This is a genomic window from Geitlerinema sp. PCC 9228 (assembly GCF_001870905.1).
In the GTDB taxonomy this organism is placed as follows: Bacteria; Cyanobacteriota; Cyanobacteriia; order Cyanobacteriales; family PCC-9228; genus PCC-9228.
Window position 1 is genome coordinate 16,914 of sequence record NZ_LNDC01000074.1, and the last position, 21,005, is coordinate 37,918.

23 protein-coding genes are annotated in these 21,005 nt (G+C 47.8%); 12 read left to right on the plus strand and 11 right to left on the minus strand.

Annotated features, from left to right (window positions below; translation table 11 throughout):
- Positions 1-48: 48 nt before the first annotated feature.
- Positions 49-990 (minus strand): sulfite exporter TauE/SafE family protein, encoded by a 942-nt coding sequence (locus tag AS151_RS05895; protein ID WP_071516123.1) that lies wholly within the window; start codon positions 988-990, stop codon positions 49-51.
- A gap of 94 nt (positions 991-1,084) precedes the next feature.
- Positions 1,085-1,246 carry a hypothetical protein gene (locus AS151_RS21985; RefSeq protein ID WP_170861328.1) on the minus strand — a complete coding sequence of 54 codons (162 nt, stop codon included), beginning with the start codon at positions 1,244-1,246 and terminating at the stop codon, positions 1,085-1,087.
- 430 nt (positions 1,247-1,676) lie between these two features.
- On the opposite strand from AS151_RS21985, the gene AS151_RS21990 reads away from it, so the two are divergent.
- Positions 1,677-1,829 (plus strand): hypothetical protein, encoded by a 153-nt coding sequence (locus AS151_RS21990; RefSeq protein ID WP_170861329.1) that lies wholly within the window; start codon positions 1,677-1,679, stop codon positions 1,827-1,829.
- A 104-nt stretch (positions 1,830-1,933) separates the two neighbouring features.
- A complete protein-coding gene (locus tag AS151_RS05900; protein WP_071516124.1) occupies positions 1,934-2,161 on the plus strand; it encodes a ferredoxin family protein in 228 nt (75 codons plus the stop codon).
- 67 nt (positions 2,162-2,228) lie between these two features.
- Here the strand turns inward: AS151_RS05900 and AS151_RS05905 are convergent, their stop codons facing one another.
- The 4 genes from AS151_RS05905 to AS151_RS05920 all read right to left on the minus strand — a co-directional run bounded on the left by AS151_RS05905 (position 2,229) and on the right by AS151_RS05920 (position 4,393).
- Complete coding sequence (locus AS151_RS05905) at positions 2,229-2,567, minus strand: cupin domain-containing protein (protein ID WP_071516125.1); 339 nt, start codon at positions 2,565-2,567, stop codon at positions 2,229-2,231.
- Between the two features lie 83 nt (positions 2,568-2,650).
- Positions 2,651-3,367, minus strand: a complete 717-nt coding sequence (locus AS151_RS05910) for a Crp/Fnr family transcriptional regulator (protein WP_071516126.1) — start codon at positions 3,365-3,367, stop codon at positions 2,651-2,653.
- A 50-nt stretch (positions 3,368-3,417) separates the two neighbouring features.
- Positions 3,418-3,750: a hypothetical protein gene (locus AS151_RS05915; RefSeq protein ID WP_071516127.1), complete on the minus strand. Its 333-nt coding sequence runs from the start codon at positions 3,748-3,750 to the stop codon at positions 3,418-3,420.
- 70 nt (positions 3,751-3,820) lie between these two features.
- Positions 3,821-4,393 carry an HPP family protein gene (locus tag AS151_RS05920; protein WP_071516128.1) on the minus strand — a complete coding sequence of 191 codons (573 nt, stop codon included), beginning with the start codon at positions 4,391-4,393 and terminating at the stop codon, positions 3,821-3,823.
- A 188-nt stretch (positions 4,394-4,581) separates the two neighbouring features.
- On the opposite strand from AS151_RS05920, the gene AS151_RS05925 reads away from it, so the two are divergent.
- The 3 genes from AS151_RS05925 to AS151_RS05935 are packed head-to-tail and all read left to right on the plus strand — an operon-like array spanning position 4,582 to position 8,256.
- The gene (locus tag AS151_RS05925; RefSeq protein ID WP_071516129.1) at positions 4,582-5,361 is read left to right on the plus strand and encodes a class I SAM-dependent methyltransferase; all 780 of its coding nucleotides are present in this window, start codon (positions 4,582-4,584) and stop codon (positions 5,359-5,361) included.
- A 28-nt stretch (positions 5,362-5,389) separates the two neighbouring features.
- Positions 5,390-5,893, plus strand: a complete 504-nt coding sequence (locus AS151_RS05930; protein WP_071516130.1) for a hypothetical protein — start codon at positions 5,390-5,392, stop codon at positions 5,891-5,893.
- A 47-nt stretch (positions 5,894-5,940) separates the two neighbouring features.
- Positions 5,941-8,256: a nitric-oxide reductase large subunit gene (locus AS151_RS05935; RefSeq protein ID WP_071516131.1), complete on the plus strand. Its 2,316-nt coding sequence runs from the start codon at positions 5,941-5,943 to the stop codon at positions 8,254-8,256.
- Positions 8,257-8,542: 286 nt separating this feature from the next.
- Here the strand turns inward: AS151_RS05935 and hisG are convergent, their stop codons facing one another.
- From hisG to AS151_RS05950, 3 genes are all read right to left on the minus strand, one after another.
- Positions 8,543-9,589, minus strand: a complete 1,047-nt coding sequence (hisG, locus tag AS151_RS05940; RefSeq protein ID WP_071516132.1) for an ATP phosphoribosyltransferase — start codon at positions 9,587-9,589, stop codon at positions 8,543-8,545.
- Between the two features lie 35 nt (positions 9,590-9,624).
- On the minus strand, positions 9,625-11,175 hold the full coding sequence (gene hisS / locus AS151_RS05945; RefSeq protein ID WP_071516133.1) for a histidine--tRNA ligase: 1,551 nt from the start codon (positions 11,173-11,175) through the stop codon (positions 9,625-9,627).
- Between the two features lie 155 nt (positions 11,176-11,330).
- Complete coding sequence (locus tag AS151_RS05950; RefSeq protein ID WP_071516134.1) at positions 11,331-13,511, minus strand: Piwi domain-containing protein; 2,181 nt, start codon at positions 13,509-13,511, stop codon at positions 11,331-11,333.
- A gap of 153 nt (positions 13,512-13,664) precedes the next feature.
- Here AS151_RS05950 and trpD point away from each other — a divergent pair, with 153 nt between their 5' ends.
- Positions 13,665-14,717, plus strand: coding sequence for an anthranilate phosphoribosyltransferase (gene trpD / locus AS151_RS05955; RefSeq protein ID WP_071516135.1), 1,053 nt, complete (start codon positions 13,665-13,667; stop codon positions 14,715-14,717).
- Positions 14,718-14,727: 10 nt separating this feature from the next.
- On the opposite strand, the gene AS151_RS05960 is transcribed toward trpD, so the two are convergent.
- Positions 14,728-15,294, minus strand: a complete 567-nt coding sequence (locus AS151_RS05960; RefSeq protein WP_170861330.1) for a retropepsin-like aspartic protease — start codon at positions 15,292-15,294, stop codon at positions 14,728-14,730.
- 55 nt (positions 15,295-15,349) lie between these two features.
- On the opposite strand from AS151_RS05960, the gene carA reads away from it, so the two are divergent.
- The 3 genes from carA to AS151_RS05975 all read left to right on the plus strand — a co-directional run bounded on the left by carA (position 15,350) and on the right by AS151_RS05975 (position 17,666).
- Positions 15,350-16,519, plus strand: a complete 1,170-nt coding sequence (carA, locus tag AS151_RS05965; protein ID WP_071516136.1) for a glutamine-hydrolyzing carbamoyl-phosphate synthase small subunit — start codon at positions 15,350-15,352, stop codon at positions 16,517-16,519.
- Positions 16,520-16,691: 172 nt separating this feature from the next.
- Complete coding sequence (locus AS151_RS05970) at positions 16,692-17,060, plus strand: STAS domain-containing protein (protein WP_084639433.1); 369 nt, start codon at positions 16,692-16,694, stop codon at positions 17,058-17,060.
- A gap of 141 nt (positions 17,061-17,201) precedes the next feature.
- Positions 17,202-17,666: a ribonuclease III domain-containing protein gene (locus AS151_RS05975; RefSeq protein WP_071516138.1), complete on the plus strand. Its 465-nt coding sequence runs from the start codon at positions 17,202-17,204 to the stop codon at positions 17,664-17,666.
- Here AS151_RS05975 and AS151_RS05980 read toward each other — a convergent pair.
- Complete coding sequence (locus AS151_RS05980; RefSeq protein WP_084639432.1) at positions 17,663-19,039, minus strand: response regulator; 1,377 nt, start codon at positions 19,037-19,039, stop codon at positions 17,663-17,665. The genes AS151_RS05975 and AS151_RS05980 overlap by 4 nt on opposite strands.
- A gap of 288 nt (positions 19,040-19,327) precedes the next feature.
- Here AS151_RS05980 and AS151_RS23040 point away from each other — a divergent pair, with 288 nt between their 5' ends.
- From AS151_RS23040 to rlmB, 3 genes are all read left to right on the plus strand, one after another.
- Complete coding sequence (locus AS151_RS23040; RefSeq protein ID WP_275527973.1) at positions 19,328-19,456, plus strand: hypothetical protein; 129 nt, start codon at positions 19,328-19,330, stop codon at positions 19,454-19,456.
- Positions 19,446-19,631 carry a hypothetical protein gene (locus tag AS151_RS21375; RefSeq protein WP_139240531.1) on the plus strand — a complete coding sequence of 62 codons (186 nt, stop codon included), beginning with the start codon at positions 19,446-19,448 and terminating at the stop codon, positions 19,629-19,631. The genes AS151_RS23040 and AS151_RS21375 overlap by 11 nt, the downstream gene beginning before the upstream one ends.
- A 458-nt stretch (positions 19,632-20,089) precedes the next feature.
- Positions 20,090-20,929 (plus strand): 23S rRNA (guanosine(2251)-2'-O)-methyltransferase RlmB, encoded by an 840-nt coding sequence (gene rlmB, locus AS151_RS05990; protein ID WP_071516140.1) that lies wholly within the window; start codon positions 20,090-20,092, stop codon positions 20,927-20,929.
- The last annotated feature ends 76 nt before the right edge of the window (positions 20,930-21,005 follow it).

Below are 21,005 nucleotides of genomic sequence, written 5' to 3' on the forward strand. Positions count from 1 at the left end.
GGGCTTGCCAGTACGGATTTGGTATGACCCATTCCTTTCAAGAATATACTAACCAAGCATAACTTTTGAGAACGTCACCCCAACCAATCGTAAAAGCGGTTCCACGGTTGCTTGCATGGATGTGGCATTGCGCCAGGCAATTTCACCCAAAATGAGGGTACCGACCAAAACAAACAAAATTCCCATGCTGCGTTCCAAAAGCTGTTGCGAGAGACGATTGGCAACCAACGAACCCAGCTGCGCGCCAATCAACACCCCAGGCGCAGTGAAAATCACCAAACTCAGCACCGTGTTTAAGTTGTCACCACCGGCATTGACGAATTCTACCACGTGACTGATGGAAGCTGTGAGCGCCGTAATCGCTACGATAAAAACGCTGGTGGCAACGGCAACTTTACTGGGAACCCGACAACGCTGAATCAGGAAAAAACCATTTAACTCTCCCAATCCTGTGGAAACCATACCCAGAAACAAAGACCCAATGCCAATGAGAAAACGTCCTTCCGTACGATTGGCGACGGTGTAGCAGAAAGTTTCGCCGGTATTGGCAGTGATACAGGTTTGCGGTTCTTTGTCTTGTTGCTGGAAAATATCGCGGTCGATTTGTGCGACGGTTTCCGATTCTGGTTCTGGGGTTCGCAGAAAACTAGACGCGATCGCAAACAATCCTACACCCAAAATCGCTTTTAAAACATCGTCGGGAATGAATTTCGCCACCCACGTTCCCAGTAGGGTAACCGGAATACTGACCACCAGCAACATTTTACCGAGATTGTAGTCGATTAAGCCTTTGCGAATATAGGCATACAAGCCGCTAGAAAAGCCAAATACTTCTGTAATCAATCCCGTACCGATAGCCACTTCGGTTGGCAATCCCAATCCCAAAATAAACAAAGGCGTGAAAAAGGTAGCGCCTTCTACGCCGGATGCCATGGCGATGGTGGCAATGAGAACGGAAATAGGAAATGTGAACCAGAACTCTAAACTCATATCAAATCATTTTGCTTGCCAACACATAGAAAACGCTATTCCCGTGGAGAGAATAGCGGTTGGAGGATAGCTTTTTGGTTATGCTTGTGAAAAGTTAGTTGCCCTGATTCCCGGAGGAATCGCTGGTTTCGGTGGTGTTGCCGTGGTCGCCGCCACCGCACAGCATTTGCGCGGAAGCCGGTTCCCCGAAAGCAGCAACAGCCATCACCGACAGCAAGGCACCAACAGAGAAGCTAATGGCTTTGGTTTTTGGCATAGGCACACTCCAGAGGTTTCAAAGGGAGGAAAAGCGGCAGGTCTTGCGGGAAGACCTGGCTAGTAGGGGCGCTTCGCGTGAGCGCCCTTGAGAACCAACGGGGAAAATATCCCAGTCTAGTTATTAAGTCTCTCTCCCCTGGCTGAGGCACTGCCTAAGACCGGCTGAGTGTGTGTTGAGAAGGTGCTGAAGAAATTCTCAGAAACTTGTAGGTTGGGAATTGCTTCTTACTAATACCATTTCCTTAATAGTCTGCAAGAGATAATAGAGCATTTTTGTAGGGGCGCAACGTGTGAGCGCCCCTACCAGGGCAATTGGCAAATTCCAGAAAATCGTTGTTTTTCAGAAATAATATAATTTATTTACAATTATATCGTTTTCTACTTTTTAAGAAATATTTTACTTTAAACAAAAATCAACCAAAAAAATTGTGGATGGTGGTCAAAGCAAGTACGATATGGGAGGGACGTTAGTAGACTGTACGGTGGACGTTCCAGTTACTCTGAAATTTGGTCCCATTTCGGTGGATGAGTTGAAAAAATTTGACTCCCAAGTGCATTTGGCTTCCCATTTAATGAAATAGTTTTATCGAACCCATCGTTCCCATTCGCCACATGGTTGCGCTAGGTTAAAACATGGACTATCGTTGCTTATCTTGTGTAGAAAACGAAGGAAGGAGAACACACCGTGTCTCATACCATCGCTACTGACATTTGCGAAGGGGTCGCCGATTGCGTAGAAGCCTGTCCTGTTGCCTGCATTCATCCCGGTCCTGGGAAAAATGCTAAGGGTACGGATTGGTATTGGATCGACTTCGATACTTGCATTGACTGCGGTATCTGCTTGCAAGTATGTCCCGTAGAAGGGGCCATTCTCCCTGACGAACGGCCGGATTTGCAGAAAACCCCGCAGTAGGTTTTTTAAAAAAATGCGATCGCCTTTTTGATTTTATTTTAATTTCTAAGGGCGATCGCTATTATTTTTATTGAGATGGTTCCGATAAAGTCAGCAAAAAGGCTAAATTCGACGTTGCCTTCAGTGCGTGAGGCGCATTGGCTGGCATAAAAACAAAAACCCCCGGTTGCAGGGTAATATCGCGACCTTCCAAAGTGAGCTGGCCGTTGCCTTCAATGACAGTAATTGTGGCGTTGCGGGTAGAAGTGTGTTCCTCTAGGTCGCTTCCTTCTCCCAAACAAAATAGCGTGTGCTGGCAATTTTGGTCTTTGACAATGACCTTGCTGAGAATGCCGCTTTCCGGATATTCAATAATTTCCTGTAGCGGCGTGTTGAAAGATTGCTTCGATGAAGTAAGTTCCGCCATGAATATCTCCTTTTGGTTTACCTGAGAACAAGTGGCAAATATCTATTTGATTGCGCCTGGCACGAAAATCTGGAATACCGTTCCTATTCGCTGCCATCAATTGTAGCATTTTCGTCTTCCGCCAACCCTTGTAGCGCTTGCCAGTCTTTGATATGAATTTTGCCGCCACGCTGGTAGGTAATGATATGGGAAATGCTTTTCACCAATCGTGCGCATTCTTCGTAAGTAATGCCAATGCGACGCGCCATTTGATAGTAGGACAGTTGAATTTGTAGTTGGTCGCCGGTTTGGGTGGTTTGGGTACCGTACAAACAAGCCTCGCAAAGCAACAAACGCGCCAAACGCACGATGGCTGGTTCGGAAATCAATCCGTGGACGGTATTGTGCAGTTGCTGCAAGCGTTGGTTGAATTCTTCCAAAAGTTGCCAAGCTATGTCTGGTTGGCTGCGAATGGTTGCCAATAAGGTTGCTTTGGGAATGAGCAACAATTGCGATTTAATAGCAACAATGGCGGTAGCCGGTGCCATGCGATCGCCAAAAACCGCAGGAGCAGCAAATATTTCTCCACTGGAAATCGTACGCACCCAACTTTCCTTACCTTTGGGAGAGATTTTCTTGATGTGCAATTGACCTTGCTCTAAAATATGCAAGCAAGGTGGCAGGCGATCGCCCTCATGCATAACAATTTCCCCTTTTTGATAGGTATGCAAGCGCGTATGGGATTGCAAGTTCTGCAAATCGCTCGGCGAAAGGTCGGCAAAAAACCGGATGCGCCTCAACTGTTCGAGGGAAGGATTCATAAATTCCTTAGGGTTGATATGAAATGACGGGAAAACATACAATCCCTACCTTACTCATCGTATTTGACAGGGGGTGGGGAATCGCTATCGTCATATTGCACCTGCCGCATAAAGGTAGCAAAGTGAAAAATTTCTTCTGCTCCCCCTTCGGAGTGATTCACCAGCATCCAACCGGCCTTACCTAACTTTTCAAATAAGCTAGATTCGCGATCGCCCCAAAAGTGGGTGTCGCCATCACCACCGCGATCGATAACCCGCTCTCCATTGACATCCAGAAAGTCAAATTCCCCGGTAATGCCGCGTCCTTTGATATCGTATCGAATGGTTAAGTATTCGTACTGAACTCCCGTGGTGTTTTCAAAAATTTTATAAAACGGAACCATAAGCGCTCCTAACATCGTTTCTCAGCTGTTGCCAAATCGCTTTTTATCAGCGATCGCAATAGTGAAAACCTTAAAACCAATGTCTGGGATAAGGTCTTCCCGGGACAATTTTACAGAATGCATAGGTCCACAACACGATAATAATCGATCCCACCAAAATTGGCGTTCCCAAAAACGTCCAAGTGGCATGGCTCATAACACTTACCAAAGCCACAGCACCACCCGGAGGATGAACGGTTTTGGTGAGCTGCATTAATTTAATAGCGGTAGCCACAGCCAGCGCCATCACCCAAGGCGCATCGCCAAATAACTGGAAAGCAACAATACCGGAGATAGCTCCCATGAAATTGCCGCCAATAATGTTGCGCGGCTGTGCCAGGGGACTGCTGGGAACGCCATAAGCCAGGACGGCGGTGGCACCGAAAGGTGCTGCAATCAGCGGATACTCAGTATTCACGCTCAGATAAGCTAAGGCAGCAATTCCGATAAAACTACTGATATAAGAGAAAGCAACCTGTTGGATGGGAAATCTGGGTTGGTGGAGAGCCGCACCAGAAAGTTGGGCAAAAAAGCTTCTCCACCGTTGGAAAATGCCTCCTTTGCTTTTACCGCGAACTTTTGTCTGACTTGAGTTATATCTCATCGACTTTTATGCGACCAACGAGCTAAATGTCATGGTATCATAACATTTTTCCGAACCAAGGCGTATTGGTAAAACAGACTACTGCATTTCTAGCATTGAGAGATTGTGGCGTTTCTTTGAGGTAGCTCAAAGACGCAGTTGAAAAAATTTGTCAAATTGGACCTAGCATCTGAGTTGGGAGGGCATTTATGAGTGCCGCCGTCGATTTATCAAAAGCGCCAGGCCACGAAGTTTTGGCAGCCGCTGGCAAAACCATGCTCCGACCCGGGGGTAAAGCGGCTACCGAGCAATTGCTAGCCTGGGGTAATATGCAGCCAGGACAAACGGTTTTGGAGCTGGCCTCTAGTTTTGGATATACCGCGATCGCACTGGCACAGCGTTTTGGGGTCCGCGTGGTGGGAATTGAGAAAAATCCCGACAGCGTGGCGCGCGCTCGTGCCAACATTGCCGCAGCGGGTCTGGAAGAGCAGGTCAGCGTGGTGGAAGGCAGTATTTTTCATTTGGACGAAATCGAACAGCAATTCGACTTTGTCATTGCCGAAGCCATTGTTACCATGCAGTCTTCCCCCGCCAAACGAAAATTATTGACAGGTATTTGCGATCGCCTCCAACCCGGCGGCACGTTTCTCTCCCACGAGTTGCTAGCGAATTCCGAATACGAAGAAATCCATCGCGCTTTATCCCAAACCATCCGCACCAACTCCCAACCCCTATCGGAAACCGACTGGATGAACCTATTTTCCGAAGCTGGTTTGACCGTACAGCAACATCAAACCGGTTCCATGGGATTGCTCGACCCCAGGCAACTGGTGCGCGATGAAGGCATTGGTTCCACAGCCAAGATTTTGTGGAATGTTGCTAGCCGACCCGTTCTCCGACGGCGGATTTTGCAAATGCGGCGGGTCTTTTCTCAATACCGTCACGAACTGGGATATATCGTCATTCGCGCCACGAAACCTCAGTCCTAACCGTTCTTTCTCAAAATCTTACAATCTTATGGAATCTCAAGCAACTGTAGAAACGTTTACGAAATATCTCAATCTACCTTATCCCATTGTAGAAAGCATGCTGCGATTGGGAGTGGAAAATCTTACCCAAGACCCAGAATTTCAACGACAACTCAACAATTTGGATACGGCTTTGTTGAAAGAAACTTTGCCAACGGCCAAAGAAGTGATGGTGGACAAACTACCAGCTTTTTATGACTGGTTGCAAAATGAGTTGGGGATTCAGCGCGTGCCAGATAGTCCCAACCATACCACCACCTGGGTCACCCAGTTTCTCAAAAATCAAGAAAGCATCCAACATTTGGTGGAACTGCACCGTCCCGTGCCACCGCCATCCCTAGAACAGGCGATTCCCCGACTGGTTGGTCTATTTGATGCGGTAGACGACGACCGAGTGCGCTGGGAATGGCAACGCGCGATCGCGATTTTGTGCGCCGTTCTTTCGGCAGATGCGCGGGAACAGGACCAAAAACAGCAACTAGAAACCGTTTAAATTTTCTAACTTGAATATATCTGTTGTGTAAATTTTGGCATTGACCCATGGCAAATTCCACAAGTATCACCGCCACAGCAGAGCCAAAACGCCAAGGATTGAGCTTACCCGCTTGGTTGGTTTTTGTTTGTATCGTTACCTTTACCGTCCTGCTAACCGCAGGCGCGGCCATTTGGAAAAACGCACCTCCCATCCCTGCCAGCATTCAATCTCCGGCAGAAGAAACCATCCTCAGCGGCGAGCAAATCCAACAAGGTCAAAAAACCTATCTCGGACGCGGCGGACAGCACATCGGCAGTATTTGGGGACACGGCAGCTACGTGGCTCCCGATTGGACTGCTGATGTCTTGCATCGCTGGGGACTGGCAACCGCTGGCGTGTTGTATCAAAACGACCCCCAGTTCACCCAAGAAGACCTGGAATCCTTGCCAGCCGCCGAACGAGCCAGCTTGCAAACCCGGGTGCGAGAGCAGTTCAAAGCCAATCGTTACGACGAGGACACGGAAAACCTACTGCTGACCAACTCGCAAGCGCAAGGGTTGAAACAAGTTTTTCGTGACTATCAAGAACTGCTTGCCAACGGTTCTGCTGACTATGCCATTCCCAGGGATTGGTTTAGCAATCGCGACCAGATTCGCAATGTGACGGCTTTCTTTACTTGGACCGCTTGGGCCGCTTCTGCCAACCGGCCGGGAGCGCCTTTTTCTTACACGGCGAACTGGCCTCACGACGAACTCATTGGCAACGAAGCGCCGGGTCAGTTCGTTATTTGGTCCATTGTTTCGGTTATCGTTCTAATTGGTTCCATTGGCGGATTTTTGTTCCTGTATTTGGTTCAAGAAGGGGACGAAGTGCAGCCAGTGGCGGAACGTCCTGCCATCCGGTTGGCAACGCCTTCCCAGAAAGCTACCAGTTTGTTTTTCGGAGTCGCGATCGCGCTATTCTTAATACAGATTGGCATGGGAATGGTAACGGCACACTATGCCGTGGAAGGCGATGGCTTTTACGGCGTTCCCTTAGACCGCTTCTTGCCGTATGCCGCTTCCCGTACCTGGCACTTGCAGCTAGCTGTCTTTTGGATTGCCACCTGCTGGCTGGCAGCGGGTCTGTATTTTGGTCCTCGCTTTAGCAAACGGGAACCCAAAAAACAAGTTTGGGGAACCAGTGGCTTACTGGTGGCTTTGACTGTGGTCGTGGTCGGCTCCATGATTGGTTCTTTGGGAGGCGTTCACGGCATGTTCGGCAGCGACATGAGCTTTTTGTTCGGACACCAGGGATATGAATACGTAGAACTGGGTCGCGTTTGGCAATTGTTGCTCATTGCTGGCATGGTCCTGTGGCTGTGGTTGATGGTCCGCGCGCTTACCCCAGCTCTGAAACGGGAAGGCAGCCGCACTGGGTTAAACCATTTCTTCCTGTACAGTTCCATTACCATTCCCGTGTTTTACGCCGCAGGATTGATGTACACCAACGAAACGCCGCTGAGCGTTGCTGAGTATTGGCGTTGGTGGGTGGTGCATTTGTGGGTAGAAGGCTTTTTTGAAGTCTTTGCTACCGTTGCGATCGCTTATTTGTGCAGTCAAATTGGTTTCTTGAAAAAATCTTCCGCTCTACGCGCCACCTACCTCACCACCATTCTCTATTTGGGAAGCGGCGTTATCGGTACCCTGCACCACCTCTATTTCGCAGGAACGCCAGCCTTTATTGCCGCCATTGGCTCGGTTTTCTCGGCGTTGGAAGTGGTTCCCCTAACCTTAATTGGCTTTGAAATTGTGAAAACCCTGCGTTTGTCCCGGCAAGCAGAAGGATTCTATCGCTGGCCGCTGCGTTTCTTCCTGGCGACCTGCTTCTGGAACTTGGTGGGTGCTGGCATCTTCGGTTTCTTAATCAATCCGCCGATTGTCTTGTACTATTCCCAAGGCTTGAACACCACCCCCATTCACGCACACTCGGCTTTGTTTGGGGTCTACGGTTGTCTGGCGTTGGCACTAATGCTGTTCGTATTGCGGGAAATCGTACCCGACCGTGCCTGGAACGAAAAACTGCTGCGTTTCTCGTTCTGGTCGATTAACGGCGGCTTGGTGTTGATGTTGGTACTGTCCATGATTCCCAACGGCTTTTACCAATTGGTGCAGTCGGTCAACCACGGCACTTGGTTTGCACGCAGTGCTGAGGTCACCCATTCTCCATGGATAGAAACTATGGTTTGGTTGCGCATGCCTGGGGATATCATGTTCGCTATCGGCGCTGCGGCAATGGCTATCTTTACGGTTCGGGCCTTGTATGCAGTGTTCCAGCAGCCTACGGAAACCGCTGAGTTTCTAGAAACAGCGCCAGAATCGGAAGAAGAAGTCAAAGTCTAAATTGCCGTTTTTGTCGGGTGGGCATTATTGCTCACCCACGGAATTTCTGATTTTTGTGCGGGGAATCTTGCATTGCAATTTCCCATTTAGCTCCAGTTTTTGTAGGGTGGGCAATGCCCACCTTACGGAATTTCTGATTTTCATGTTGGAAATTTATCGCCATCAAAGCAATTAAGCTCTAGCAATTTCTTGGCACTTATCATCCAGCAACTTTGTTGTAAGGTGGGCAATGCCCACCCAAGGAATTTATGATTTTTATGTTGGATATGTCGCGTTATACAAGCAATTAAGCTCTGGCAATTTCCTCAAATTTCCCATCTAGGTCCAATTTTTCTAGGAATTCCAAGTAATTTTGCGACTTCTCGCGGAATACATACTTGGGAGAGAAAACAGTAATATCCTGACCGCCAGCATTGCGTAAGTGTTTTACGGCATCCATGAGCCGTTTTTCTTCCACAACAATGGTGACGGCATACCAGTTATTTTCGCCACTGCCAGAATATACTTTAGACACCGTCGGTCCGCGCAAACCAGCCACACCAGCTAGTTCCTGATTTTGCATCAGGGATTTGCCTACTTCATCGTCGGAGTTGCCTTGCACGTTGGCGCTGATGGAGATATATTTTTTCGCCTCCATTTGCGCTTCGATTAACTCCAACATCAACTTGGTGGTGTTGAGCTTTTCGGGGTCGCGAGCCAGCAATCGTTTGTTGCCAATCAGACAAGCTTGCGAGTCGAGCATGGTGCCGCCGGAAATGGGTTTGAGGCGATTTTCCCGTAAGGTGGTGCCGGTGGAGGTCACATCCGCGATCGCATCGGCGTATCCCATACTGGGAGCGGCTTCCATGGCACCGTGAGCTTCCACCAGGGAAAAGTAAATCACCCGTTTTTGATACAACCACTGGCGGGTGAGATTGGGATATTTGGTCGCAATGCGCAACTCCCGACCTTTTTCCTTGAACGACAAAGTTAGGTCCGCCAGGTCTTCGATGGAGTTCACATCCAACCAGCTATCGGGAACCGCCAGCACCAACTGGCATTTTCCGTATCCCAAACGCTCGCGGATGGTAATCACATCGTCGTGGTCTACCCCCATTTCCCGCACCACATCGTAGCCGGTAATTCCCAAATCGGCGCTACCTTCGCGCACTTTGGTAAAAATATCGGGAGCGCGTTGGAACAAAACCGAAATATGGGGTACGGAAGGGATGCTGCCGACGTACTGGCGTTCGTTGGGTCGGGATACTTTTAACCCCGAGGCGGCTAAAAAGGCTCTGGTGTCGGAATCTAAGGCACCTTTGCTGGGAATGGCTAGTCTCAAAGACGATTGCATGACTCGTATCCTTCGCTCAATTAGGAGTATCTTCGTTAAGAGGGGGACTGCTGCACCGATTGGATATATTCAACAGCTTCGGGAATGGAAAATTGCTGCTGCTGTCCGGAAGCCAAATGTTTAACCCTGACTAAATTTTGGGTTTTTTCTTCCGAACCGACAACCACAGCAAAGGGAATGTTGGTTCTGTCAGCATATTGGAAGTTGCTCGACAGTTGCTTGCCGCGAATGGCCATTTGCACGCGCAGTTGGTACTGGCGCAGTTTCTCCGCCACTTCAATGGCATAGCTGTTTTCCCCTTCGCTGACGGGAATCATTAAAATATCGGCAGGTCGCGACGTTTTTTCCAGCAATCCTTCTTGTTCGCTGGCCCAACGCAATCGTTCGATGCCGTAGGAAAAGCCAGTGGCAGGGATGCTTTTGCGAGAACCGAGGGTGGCAATTAGTTCGTCGTATCGACCGCCACCGCACAACTGGCGGGTTTCCTTGCCGGTGTCGTAGTGAATTTCAAAGACGGTGCTGGTGTAGTATTGCAAACCGCGACTCATGCCAAAGTCCACGTAAATGCGGCTTTTGTCGATATGGTAGGCATCGAGAGCCGTAATTAACTCCCGCAGGTGGTTGAGTGCCGAACTTTCGATGTGGTGGGAAGCAAGCAGTTTTTCGGCGGCGGGAAAGACTTCTTCGGGGGTTCCCCGCAACTGGCTCAATTCCTGCATGAAGTCCAAAGCATGGTTTAACATGGGACTTTGGTCTTGGCGGCGGATTTTGGCGAGCAATCGGTCGGCAATTTCATCCGGGTCGCGGGTGCGGTCGAGACGGATGTTCATGCTCTCGATTAGTTCTAGGATAGCGGATTTGGCTTCGCGATCGCCCATTTGTTGGAACAGGCGCACCAGTTTTTGGGTTCCCTCGGGATTGGAAGCGGTGGGGTCTTCTTCGGTGTACGGTTCAAAATCGGGGTAAATTTCTTGCAAACGTTGGATGACCTGGTGTTTTCCTTCTTTGCGTAGGGTTTCCATGCTAGCCATGAGGAAACTACACAGGCGATTTTCTAGCTGGAGACGTTCCAAAAACGTTCCCAGAACTTGATTGTTTCCCAAGGCCAGGTAGTAATTTTTGAGACCGAGTTGTTCCAATCCCTTGCAAGCCAGCGCAATGGATTCCGCATCCGCCATTACACCAGCAGCGCCAATGAGTTCGATTCCCATTTGGTTGAACTGGCGCGATCGCCCCCGTTGCGGCTTCTCGTAGCGAAACGCCGGACCTTGGTAGTACAATCGTACCGGCAGCGGTTCTGCCTGCAGGTTATCGATATAGGCACGCGCAATGGAAGCCGTCAGTTCCGGCCGCAAACACAGGCGGCGGTTGTGGTGGGTAAAATCGTAGGTACGCGCAATTAAATCCTCGCCAGATTTGCGCAAATATAGCTCCGTATGTTCGATAATGGGAACGTCAATGGGACGATAGCCAAAGGATTCAAAGCTATTTTGCAGGATGGTTTGGATTTTTTGGTCGGCATGGCAGGTGTCCCAGAGAACATCGCTAACACCCCGCACTCGTTCTACTTTTTTGGGAGTTCGCATGGATGGTTGTTTTGGCTCTTGACTATTTATATAGTTTGGGAAAATAAAATTTATACCAGCAACAGCATTTGATGCTTTGGGAATCCCCCACGCGAACGGCAAACCAATACAATGGTATGACGCGATCGCGCCTTGATACTGTACCACTTTCGCGGTCACAACCAAAAGGGAATCTGACCTTGGGAATTGTTGGGTCTTATACCTCTCAAGGCTAAATAGCCAATTTTATCGCTGTAATGGATAGAAACCGGCAATCTTGGCGGTCTGAGGGAACCGTAGTGCAAAAGCGTTAGTGCCAATACCGATTTTATCGCCTTGTCAATTCCTAATGATGTATCGCTACGAAGATGCAAAGGTTGCGGCGTGGAATTTTGAAAAGGCGGCAGCGACGAAACCAAAAATGCTTCCGTCTCGCTAATTTTAAAAATAGTTCCTTTGGCAGGCTGAATGATGCCATGGGGATTTTCATCGCTTTTGTGTTTCTCGCTTTGACAGTACAATCGAGGCGCATCGTTTTTAATTATCTCCACTAAATAAAAAGTAGCACCTAATTGTACGGCTCGTTGCTGCAAAGCGGCTTTTTCGTTGCCACGAAATAACCCATCCCGGTGAATAACGACGTGTTTGCCAGCAAAATGATGGTAGGGAAACAAGGCTTCCAAAACTTTATCGGGAATCGTTTCCCCTTCAATGGCCGTATCGTTGATGGTATATTTCACCAAATCGCCATCATTGCAGTAAATTCTGGCAATAGCTGTGGTATTGATGGAACCAGGCAAATCTTTTTTCTTTTCCCTCGCTACATCCAATCCCACAATAAAATCGGTGAATGGCAAGGGGTCTGCTAAAACAAAGGGGATGTTTCCCGTTTTTCCTAAAATTCCCAATACCATATTTCCCAAAGCATATTGATTTTTAAGGGTCGATTCGTAAATACACTGGCTGGGTAAGTCGTTGTTGATGGTAATCGATTTCAATAGTTCGTAAGGTTCTTCCTGATTGCCAAGACGATCTGGTAAAATACATAGCAATAAATGGGGATTTTTGGCTTGTGCATCGCGTACGGCTTTTTCTAGTTCTACTCGGGAAAAATTCTGAATGGTGGTTTTGCTAATTTTAAAACCAATATCAAATCCTATTTTGTGGAATATATCTTTAATATTTTGACTGAAATTAGTTTTATTACTCTGCGGACGGCAATCCAAAACAAAGACTTTAATTTGTTTGCTTTGAAAATCCGATCTTTTTTTGTAAACGCCAAATTTTTGCAGGCTTTGCAATAGGGATTTGCCATTATTGGCTGCCACGATTTGATTATTCCCAAATTTGAGCCTGCTAGAACTGGCAATTTCAGAAGCCGATGTAAAATATTTCTTTTGGTCTTGGTATTGAGAACTGTACAAGTGTTTATGCAAAACCTGCACAATTTTATCTACAATACTGTAGCGTTGTTCGGGAGATAACCGCAGATCGTTCACAACTTTCTCGGCGTTTAGATTGAATATTTTTAAAGTATTCATTGTGACGATGGGTTGCAAAGCGGAAATGAGATAGTCGTATTTTCTGCGATTGGCTTCAATTTTTACCAACCATTCTTCATCTGGTGCGTTTTGAATCTTTTCTTTGGTGGCTGGATTTTTGGTAAGTGCCAGCAAGCGTTCTCGATGTTCTTTCAGCTGACCCACAATTTGTACGATTTTTCCTTTAAAATCTTGAGCTTTTACCAAAACCCACAAGCCAATCAGTTCTTCAATATGATTCTGCCTGTTCGCAAAGTTGTAAAAATCTATACTGTACAGCAACTCAGACGTAATGGAAATGGAAATTGCAGGTTCTCCCCAAATATCCCAACCGCGCGTTGACCAATTGCGTCTTACGGTTAGATTTTGAATCGTGTGACTATAGGATTTTAAAATTTGTTGGATTTTTTGGTTGAAGGGTTTTCTTTTATCTTGAAGCAAAGTACGATTGACGTAATCTGCGATCGCTTGGGGATGGGGTTGCCAAGTAGGATCGGGAAAAATCGCATGTAAATGGTAAAAATCCTGGGGATGTTGTTCCCAAATTTGGTTCAAAGCTTCGTTGAGTTCCGTTTGACTTTTTTGTTGGGTGGAAATTAAAAAACCTCGCGACCAAAACCATGCATCCTGGTTGTTGGCAGCAAAAACCGTTCTCAAACGATAGGAGAGCTGAGCGCCAACTTTGCGGTAACTATCGCTACCGTTGACTTGGATTTTATAAGCGTATAGAGGCGGAATTTTATCTCTGTTAATCGGAAAAAATTCGGCAATGATATTTTGATTGTTCGGCGTATCTGTATCTTGGTTGGCAAACATATTGTCTGTAAAAATTGGAACTAGATTGTTATAACAGGATTGATAATTAAATTTTTCCCTAGTTCTCCCATAGGAAGATTTGACGCGATCGCTTGCTGCCAAACCCCCCAACAAGTAGTACGATAAACCAAAGTGCGCCGAAATTGAACACGAATGACCGAGTCTACCGTATCGCCAACCGTTAACTGGACAACTTTACTACAGCAACTGCTGGACCAACAATCCCTCACCAGCAGCCAAGCCGCCGAACTCATGCAAGGATGGCTAAACGAAAGCGTTCCTCCCATGCTTTCTGGTGCCATCCTAGCCGCATTGCAAGCCAAAGGCGTTTCTGCCACGGAACTAGCAGGAATGGCCCAAGTATTGCAAGCGCAATCTTTACAAACGCCAAACCGTTCTTATGATGAACCTGTCATCGACACCTGCGGCACTGGCGGCGATGGTGCTTCCACCTTCAATATTTCCACCGCCGTTGCCTTTGTAGCGGCAGCCGCTGGCGTCAAAGTTGCCAAACACGGCAATCGTTCCGCCTCCAGCAAAGTGGGTTCGGCGGATGTCTTGGAAACCTTGGGAGTGCATCTGAGTGCCAATCCCGACCGGGTTTACGAAGCCTTGGATGCTGTAGGCATCACCTTTTTATTTGCACCGGGATGGCACCCAGCCATGAAAGCCGTGGCACCCATTCGCAAAACCTTGAAAGTGCGTACGGTCTTTAATTTACTCGGACCTTTGGTCAATCCCCTACGACCCACCAGTCAAGTTTTAGGAGTCTTTGACAGCCAGTTGGTGGAAACCTTGGCACAAGCATTAAATTTGTTACAGACCAGAAGTGCCATTGTTTTACACGGTCGGGAAGGATTGGACGAAGCCGGTTTGGGATACATTACCGATTTGGCCATTTTATCCCAAGGGGAAGTAGAATTAACGACATTGACCCCGCAAGCCTTTGGACTGTTGCCAGTTGGCTTAGATGCTTTGCGGGGTGGCAATTTACAAGAAAACGCCGATATTTTGCGGCAAGTTTTGCAAGGAAAAGGCACCGCCGCACAAATGGATGTGGTGGCGTTAAATGCTTCCCTGGCGTTACAAGTAGGAGAAGCCGTACCCATGGGAGACCATATTCAAGGAATTACTGTGGCTAAGGACATCCTATCTGCTGGTACGGCTTGGTCGAAATTAGAAGAGCTGGTAAACTATCTAAAATGAGGTCTTTTTTTTAGTCACGTTCGCGCAAAACCACCACATCCTCCCGGATGGTTACGTCAAAATCGCCAAAAAAGCTTTGTCCTAACAACCCCAAATCAATGCGATTGCCAATAGCGACGCGGATATTTTCCCGTTTTAAACCACCGGCTTCTACAGAGTCTACACGACCGGTTTGAAATTCCGCTTCTCGGTCGCTGGCCGTTTCCACAATTGCCGTACCTTCCGGTTCGACACCCAACTCCTGCGCCACCTGTTCGCTAATTAAAATACCACTGGCACCAGTATCAAAAAGCATTTCAAAGGTTTGGTTCCCATTGAAGGTAACCTCCACAACCGGAACCCTGCCTTTGCGACGTTGGATGGGAATTTCATAGACCCCCGATTGCGCGTTTTGGTTGCTGCTGCTATTTGGCGAAGCTTCTAGTTCGACTTGTTGACCCTGACAGACATTATTCAGGTCAACAATTTCACCATTGGGGGAAACCATGAAGCAACCAGGCTGTTCCTGGGAAGTGGCACCGGGGATGAGAAAAAATGTTCCTGTGGTAAAAATTAATGCACTTAGAAAGGACTTCATAGGTATAATCTCGTGATAACAGCAACATAACAGCAAACGAGCTTCGTAGTTTATTATGCCCATTTTGGAAGCACAACCAGCGATTTTGGTGCTCGCAGACGGATCGGTATACCGGGGTTGGTCGTTTGGTGCCAAAGGAACGGCACTGGGAGAGGTCGTTTTTAACACGGGAATGACTGGCTATCAAGAAGTTTTAACCGATCCCAGTTACTGCGGACAAATTGTTACGTTTACCTATCCGGAATTGGGGAATACTGGTGTCAATCCCGATGACGAAGAATCCTCGCGGGTACAGGTGAAAGCTGCGGTGGCGCGCAATATCTGTCGCCGACCCAGCAACTGGCGGTCTACCCAATCGCTGCCGGACTATTTGCAACAGCAGCATGTGGTTGGTATTTATGGGGTGGATACTCGCGCCATTACCCGCAAGATTCGTACGGTTGGGGCCATGAATGGTGCGGTTTCTACAGAAATTCTCAATGCCAACGAACTGCTGGTGGAATTGCAATCGGCACCGGAAATGGTCGGTTTGAATTTGGTTCCCCAGGTAACCACCCAGGATACCTACGAATGGTCGGAACCCACCCAATCGGTTTGGGAGTTTCGACCTCCGCCGCAAACGGAAAGCGATGGGGAACGACCCCTGACGGTAGTGGCGATTGATTTTGGGGTGAAACGCAATATCCTGCGACGGCTGGCTAGCTACGGCTGTCGGGTGGTTGTGGTGCCTGCCAATGCTTCGGCTGAGGAGATTCTCCAGTACGACCCCGATGGCATTTTCTTGTCTAACGGACCTGGCGACCCGGCGGCGGTTTCGGAAGGCATTACCACGGCGAAGGAATTGCTCAATACCCAAAAACCCATGTTTGGGATTTGTTTGGGACATCAGATTTTGGGACTTTCCCTCGGCGGCGAAACGTTTAAGCTGAAGTTCGGTCACCGGGGGTTGAACCAGCCGGCTGGGTTGGAACATCGGGTGGAAATTACCAGCCAAAACCACGGGTTTGCACTCAGTGCCGATTCTTTGGGTGCGGATGTAGAAATTACCCATTTAAATCTTAACGATCGCACGGTGGCGGGGATGCGGCACAAGTCTCTTCCCATGTTTTCGGTACAGTACCACCCAGAGGCAAGTCCCGGTCCCCACGATGCCGATTATTTGTTCGAGCAGTTTATCGCTGCTATGCGGCAAAATCGCCAGGAAAAAACTGCCAAGTTAGGGTGAAGGCGATCGCTTGCTGTCAGTGGTATCAATTTGCAGTAAACTAGTAGCAATATTGGCCAATGGCGAACTGGGTCCCAAAGGGCTGCCCTGGTACCGGGGACTCTAGACAAGATCGCCAAAATTTGGTATACTTAACTATCTGCTTTGTGGACAGTCAAGCTAGGAGGTGGCTATTCCCGATCCGCTGAACCTGACTGTGAGCTTACGAGGAACTCGCGATGTCAGGGAAAACTGTCAAATTATCCGCCTCACGGGTTTGTTGGATGCTTTTTCCGAACCAACCTTCCAAAAGGTCATGGAAAAATGCATTCAGGATAAACCTGTGAATATAATCTTAGATTTATCGAAAATTGATTTTGTAGATAGTTCTGGATTAGGTGCACTTGTGCAAACGGTCAAAAAGGCACAAGATGCCGGCGGTACCGTACAAATCGTTAGCAACGCACGGGTAACCCAAACTGTTAAGTTGGTGCGTTTGGAAAACTTCCTCTCGTTGCAATCTTCCGTAGAAGATGCTTTGAAGAACCTGGAACAGCAGTGATTCTGGGTTTGAATAGCTGGTTGGCTATCCAGAAGCGATTCTGGGTAGCTTGTTTTTTGGTTCGGATAGATTGTAGTCGCGATCGCTGCGGTCGTTGTCAAAAAACGATCGCAAATTGTTCGATTCTCCGATATTGCTTCTATGTCTCAAGATTTCCCCACCTACGATGGGACTGCTACTTCCGATAGGGAGCATTTTTTCGACAGCCATATCAAGCCGGAACAGATCCAGCAGCTTTCCCCGGCTGCTTTGGCGTATCTTGGCGATGCAGTGTACGAACTCTACGTCCGTTCGCTATATCTGTTCCCCCCCAAACAGCAACAACTATATCACCAACAAGTGGTTACCCAGGTACGCGCGGAAACCCAAGCTCGTTATTTAGAAATTCTACAACCTTTTCTCAACGAAGGGGAATTGGAAATTATACGTCGGGGTCGCAACGCCGCCACGGGAAAACCGCGACGCCTCAACCGCAAAATTTACCAACAAGCCAGCAGCCTGGAAACGTTAATTGGCTACCTCTACTTACAAGACCGCCAGCGGCTGCAGCAACTGCTTTCCCAACTTGATTTTCCGCCTATAGAATCACCTGCAGATAACCGTTAAGTGTCGTGATGGGATTGGCGCACCGGAACTTCCACCAAGAAGGTAGACCCTTGGTTTGGTTGGGAGTGGCAGCTAATCTGACCGCTGTGTTTATCTACGACAATGGAATAGCAAATTGCTAGTCCCATGCCAGTTCCTTTCCCTACTGGTTTGGTGGTGTAGAAGGGTTCAAAGATTTTTTGGCGGGTTTCTTCAGAAATTCCCAGACCGTTGTCAGAAACTTCCACAAAAATGCGATCGCGTTCTTCGGAACTCCAGCTACGAATGCTCACGTAACCGGGATATTCTTTCACTTCCTCTGGGGAAAGCTGTTTGTTACGTTCGTCCACCGCATCCAAAGCGTTGGTTATCAGGTTCATAAAAACTTGATTGAGCTGACCGGCGTAGCATTCTATTTGGGGAAGTTCCCCGTATTCCTTGCGAATTTCCACCCCCGGTCGGTCGTGTTTGGTTTTGATGCGGTTGTGTAGAATCATTAACGTACTGTCGATGCCTTCGTGAATGTTTACATATTTTAGTTCCGCTTCGTCCATGCGGGAGAAATTCCGCAAACTCAAAACAATGGAACGAATGCGATCGGCACCCACTTGCATGGATTGTAAAAGTTTGGGTAAGTCGGTTACCAGAAAATCCAGGTCGTAATCTTCGATTTTTTCGGCAATTTCCGGGTCGTTATCGGCGTAGCGATCGCGATACAGCTGTAAAATTTCCACAATATCGTCCGTATAATCTTTCGCGTGGACCAAATTGCCATAAATAAAATTAACCGGATTGTTAATTTCGTGGGCCACCCCCGCCACCAGCTGTCCCAAACTGGACATTTTCTCGCTTTGGATAAGTTTAACTTGCGCTTTTTTTAACTCGTCTAAGGCTTTGTTTAAGTCTGCCGTGCGTTCTTGCACCCGTTGTTCTAAGAGTTCGTTTTGTGCCGCCAGTTGTTTGGTGAGAAACCGCAGCTTTAAATGTAGCCTTACCCGCGCCAGTACTTCTTCTTGTTGGAAAGGTTTGGTAATATAGTCAACAGCACCGATGGACAACCCTTTTACTTTATCCGGCGTATCCGCCAAGGCACTCATAAAAACAATCGGAATATCTTGAGTATCGGTATTGGCTTTCAGGCGGCGGCAGGTTTCAAAGCCATCAATCCCCGGCATCATGATATCCAGTAAAATGATATCGGGGCTGGCATACTCCACCTTCGCGATCGCACTTTCCCCGTCCTGTGCCACCAACACCTCAAATCCAGCTTCGTCTAAAAAATCTGAAAGAACGCCTAAATTGGCAGGATTGTCGTCTACAATTAAAACGACACTGGATGTTTCGTTCACCTCCGGAAGCTCTGGATTGCTGGCTTCTGTGGTTGCTTTACTCATAAACAAATATCTCCGAAGCACTGGTAATAATGGTTAGGCTCAGAGCCTGCTACTTCCTCGATTCTAAAGAGGCTTTACCTTTAGATATTCCCACATAGCAAGGGGAACCAACCAATTGGGGAAAACTAGATACTTGAGGTCGATGGTTTGGGAACAAGAGAGGGGATTTCCCTTCTTTTGTATAGCCATAGAATCGCTTTTCCGATTGCTACACCCATGCCACCATTGAGACAAACAGTATTGCCAATGTTCCCGATACGACCCATTCTGCCAAAGCCAACCTTGCCTATGCCAAGCCAATCCGCCACACCAGAACCAACGGATACACCAGTCAAATCCATCTTCATCGAAACCAACAGCCATGGCGAATATCCGCAATTGCTTGGTATGTGGTCGCTGTATCTGGATGGGGACTAACCTTCCCACGAGAATTGCCAGCCTTTCATCGCAGGCAACTGCGATCGATCGCGAACAGTTGGTTTGCCATCGTTTGCATGAAATTCCATTTTCCCGTCTGGATGGGATTGAATGGCCTTGGGGTGGTTGGCGATCGCCTACCAATCTACCACAAGTTTTCCCCTACAGACCTTAACTTTCTCTTTACCCAATATTTGTGAAGTTCTATACCTCTTTTCCCTGGGCTAGAAGGCAAAATATCTGCCAAAAATGGATATATGGTAGGGAGTGTTTCTATAAAAATCAGATAAAAATTTCTTTATAAGATAGATTGTTAGATTGGCTTAACTTTTGTGTAGCCAAACATGGTTTTTGATTGTTTCCAAGCAACTTTTAATTTTTCTAGTTAAATTTGTATGGAGTTTGGCTTTCAAATTTACTTGTATAAATAGAATCAATCCCCAAGCGATGACTTTTTATTCCCTTCTCAAGCTAGGGACTTTCCCATCTGGAAAAAATCTTGAAAAACCGTCGTAGCATCGGAGATCTCAATTGCGCTATAATTATAAATTTGGCGACTACCCTATCGAAGTAGGGCCCTTCGCTTCGCCGTCGGGAAAACAGAAAGCTTCTTGGCAATTTTGGTAATTTCTTATGGCTGCTTCTCCCCGTCATCGTTCTAAACCCAAATCCAAAGCCAAAAACTCCGCAAAATCCCATCAAAAAGCTACAGAAACAGTAGCATCTTCAACAGATATTGTATTTGGACGCCATAGCGTCTTATCTTGTTTGGAACAGGGAAGACCCCTCGATCGGATTTGGCTAGTCGCATCCTTACAAAAAGACAGTCGCTTTCAACCCCTGTTGCAGCAAGCCAAACAGCAGGGAACTGTTATCCAAAAAACCGATCCCCAACACCTGCATCGCCTCAGCCAGGGAGGCAACCATCAGGGAATTGTCGCGCAAATGGCAGCCTATCAATACCAAGATTTGGAAGAGTTAGTCGCTGCCGCCAAAGCCGCTACTGATTTTCCCGTGTTGGTTGCTGCTGATGGCGTTACCGATCCCCACAATCTAGGTGCGATCGCGCGGACAGCGGAAGCTTTCCGAACCCAAGGAGTCATCATTCCCCAACGGCGGTCGGCATCAGTTTGTGCCACAGTAGCCAAAGTAGCAGCAGGCGCGTTAGAAAATTTAGCCATTGCTCGGGTGGTCAATTTAAATCGCGCTTTAGACTGGTTAAAAGAGGAAGGATTTTGGATTTACGGCACGGCAGTGATAGGAAGTGTCCCCATCCATGAAGTACGGTTTACCGAACCTACGGTTTTGGTGGTGGGATCGGAAGGCAGCGGCATCAGTTCGCTGACCCAGAAACGCTGCGATACTCTAGTTTCCATCCCTTTGTCTGGAAAAACCCAGAGTTTGAATGTATCCGTGGCTACCGGAATTGCTCTTTATGAAATTTATCGCCAACATTTTGGGGATCGATTATAGTGATGTGGAGATAGGACGCCTAAGAACTGACAGCCATTGATACCTATATAACCGGACCTCGATCCAAGTGGCGATC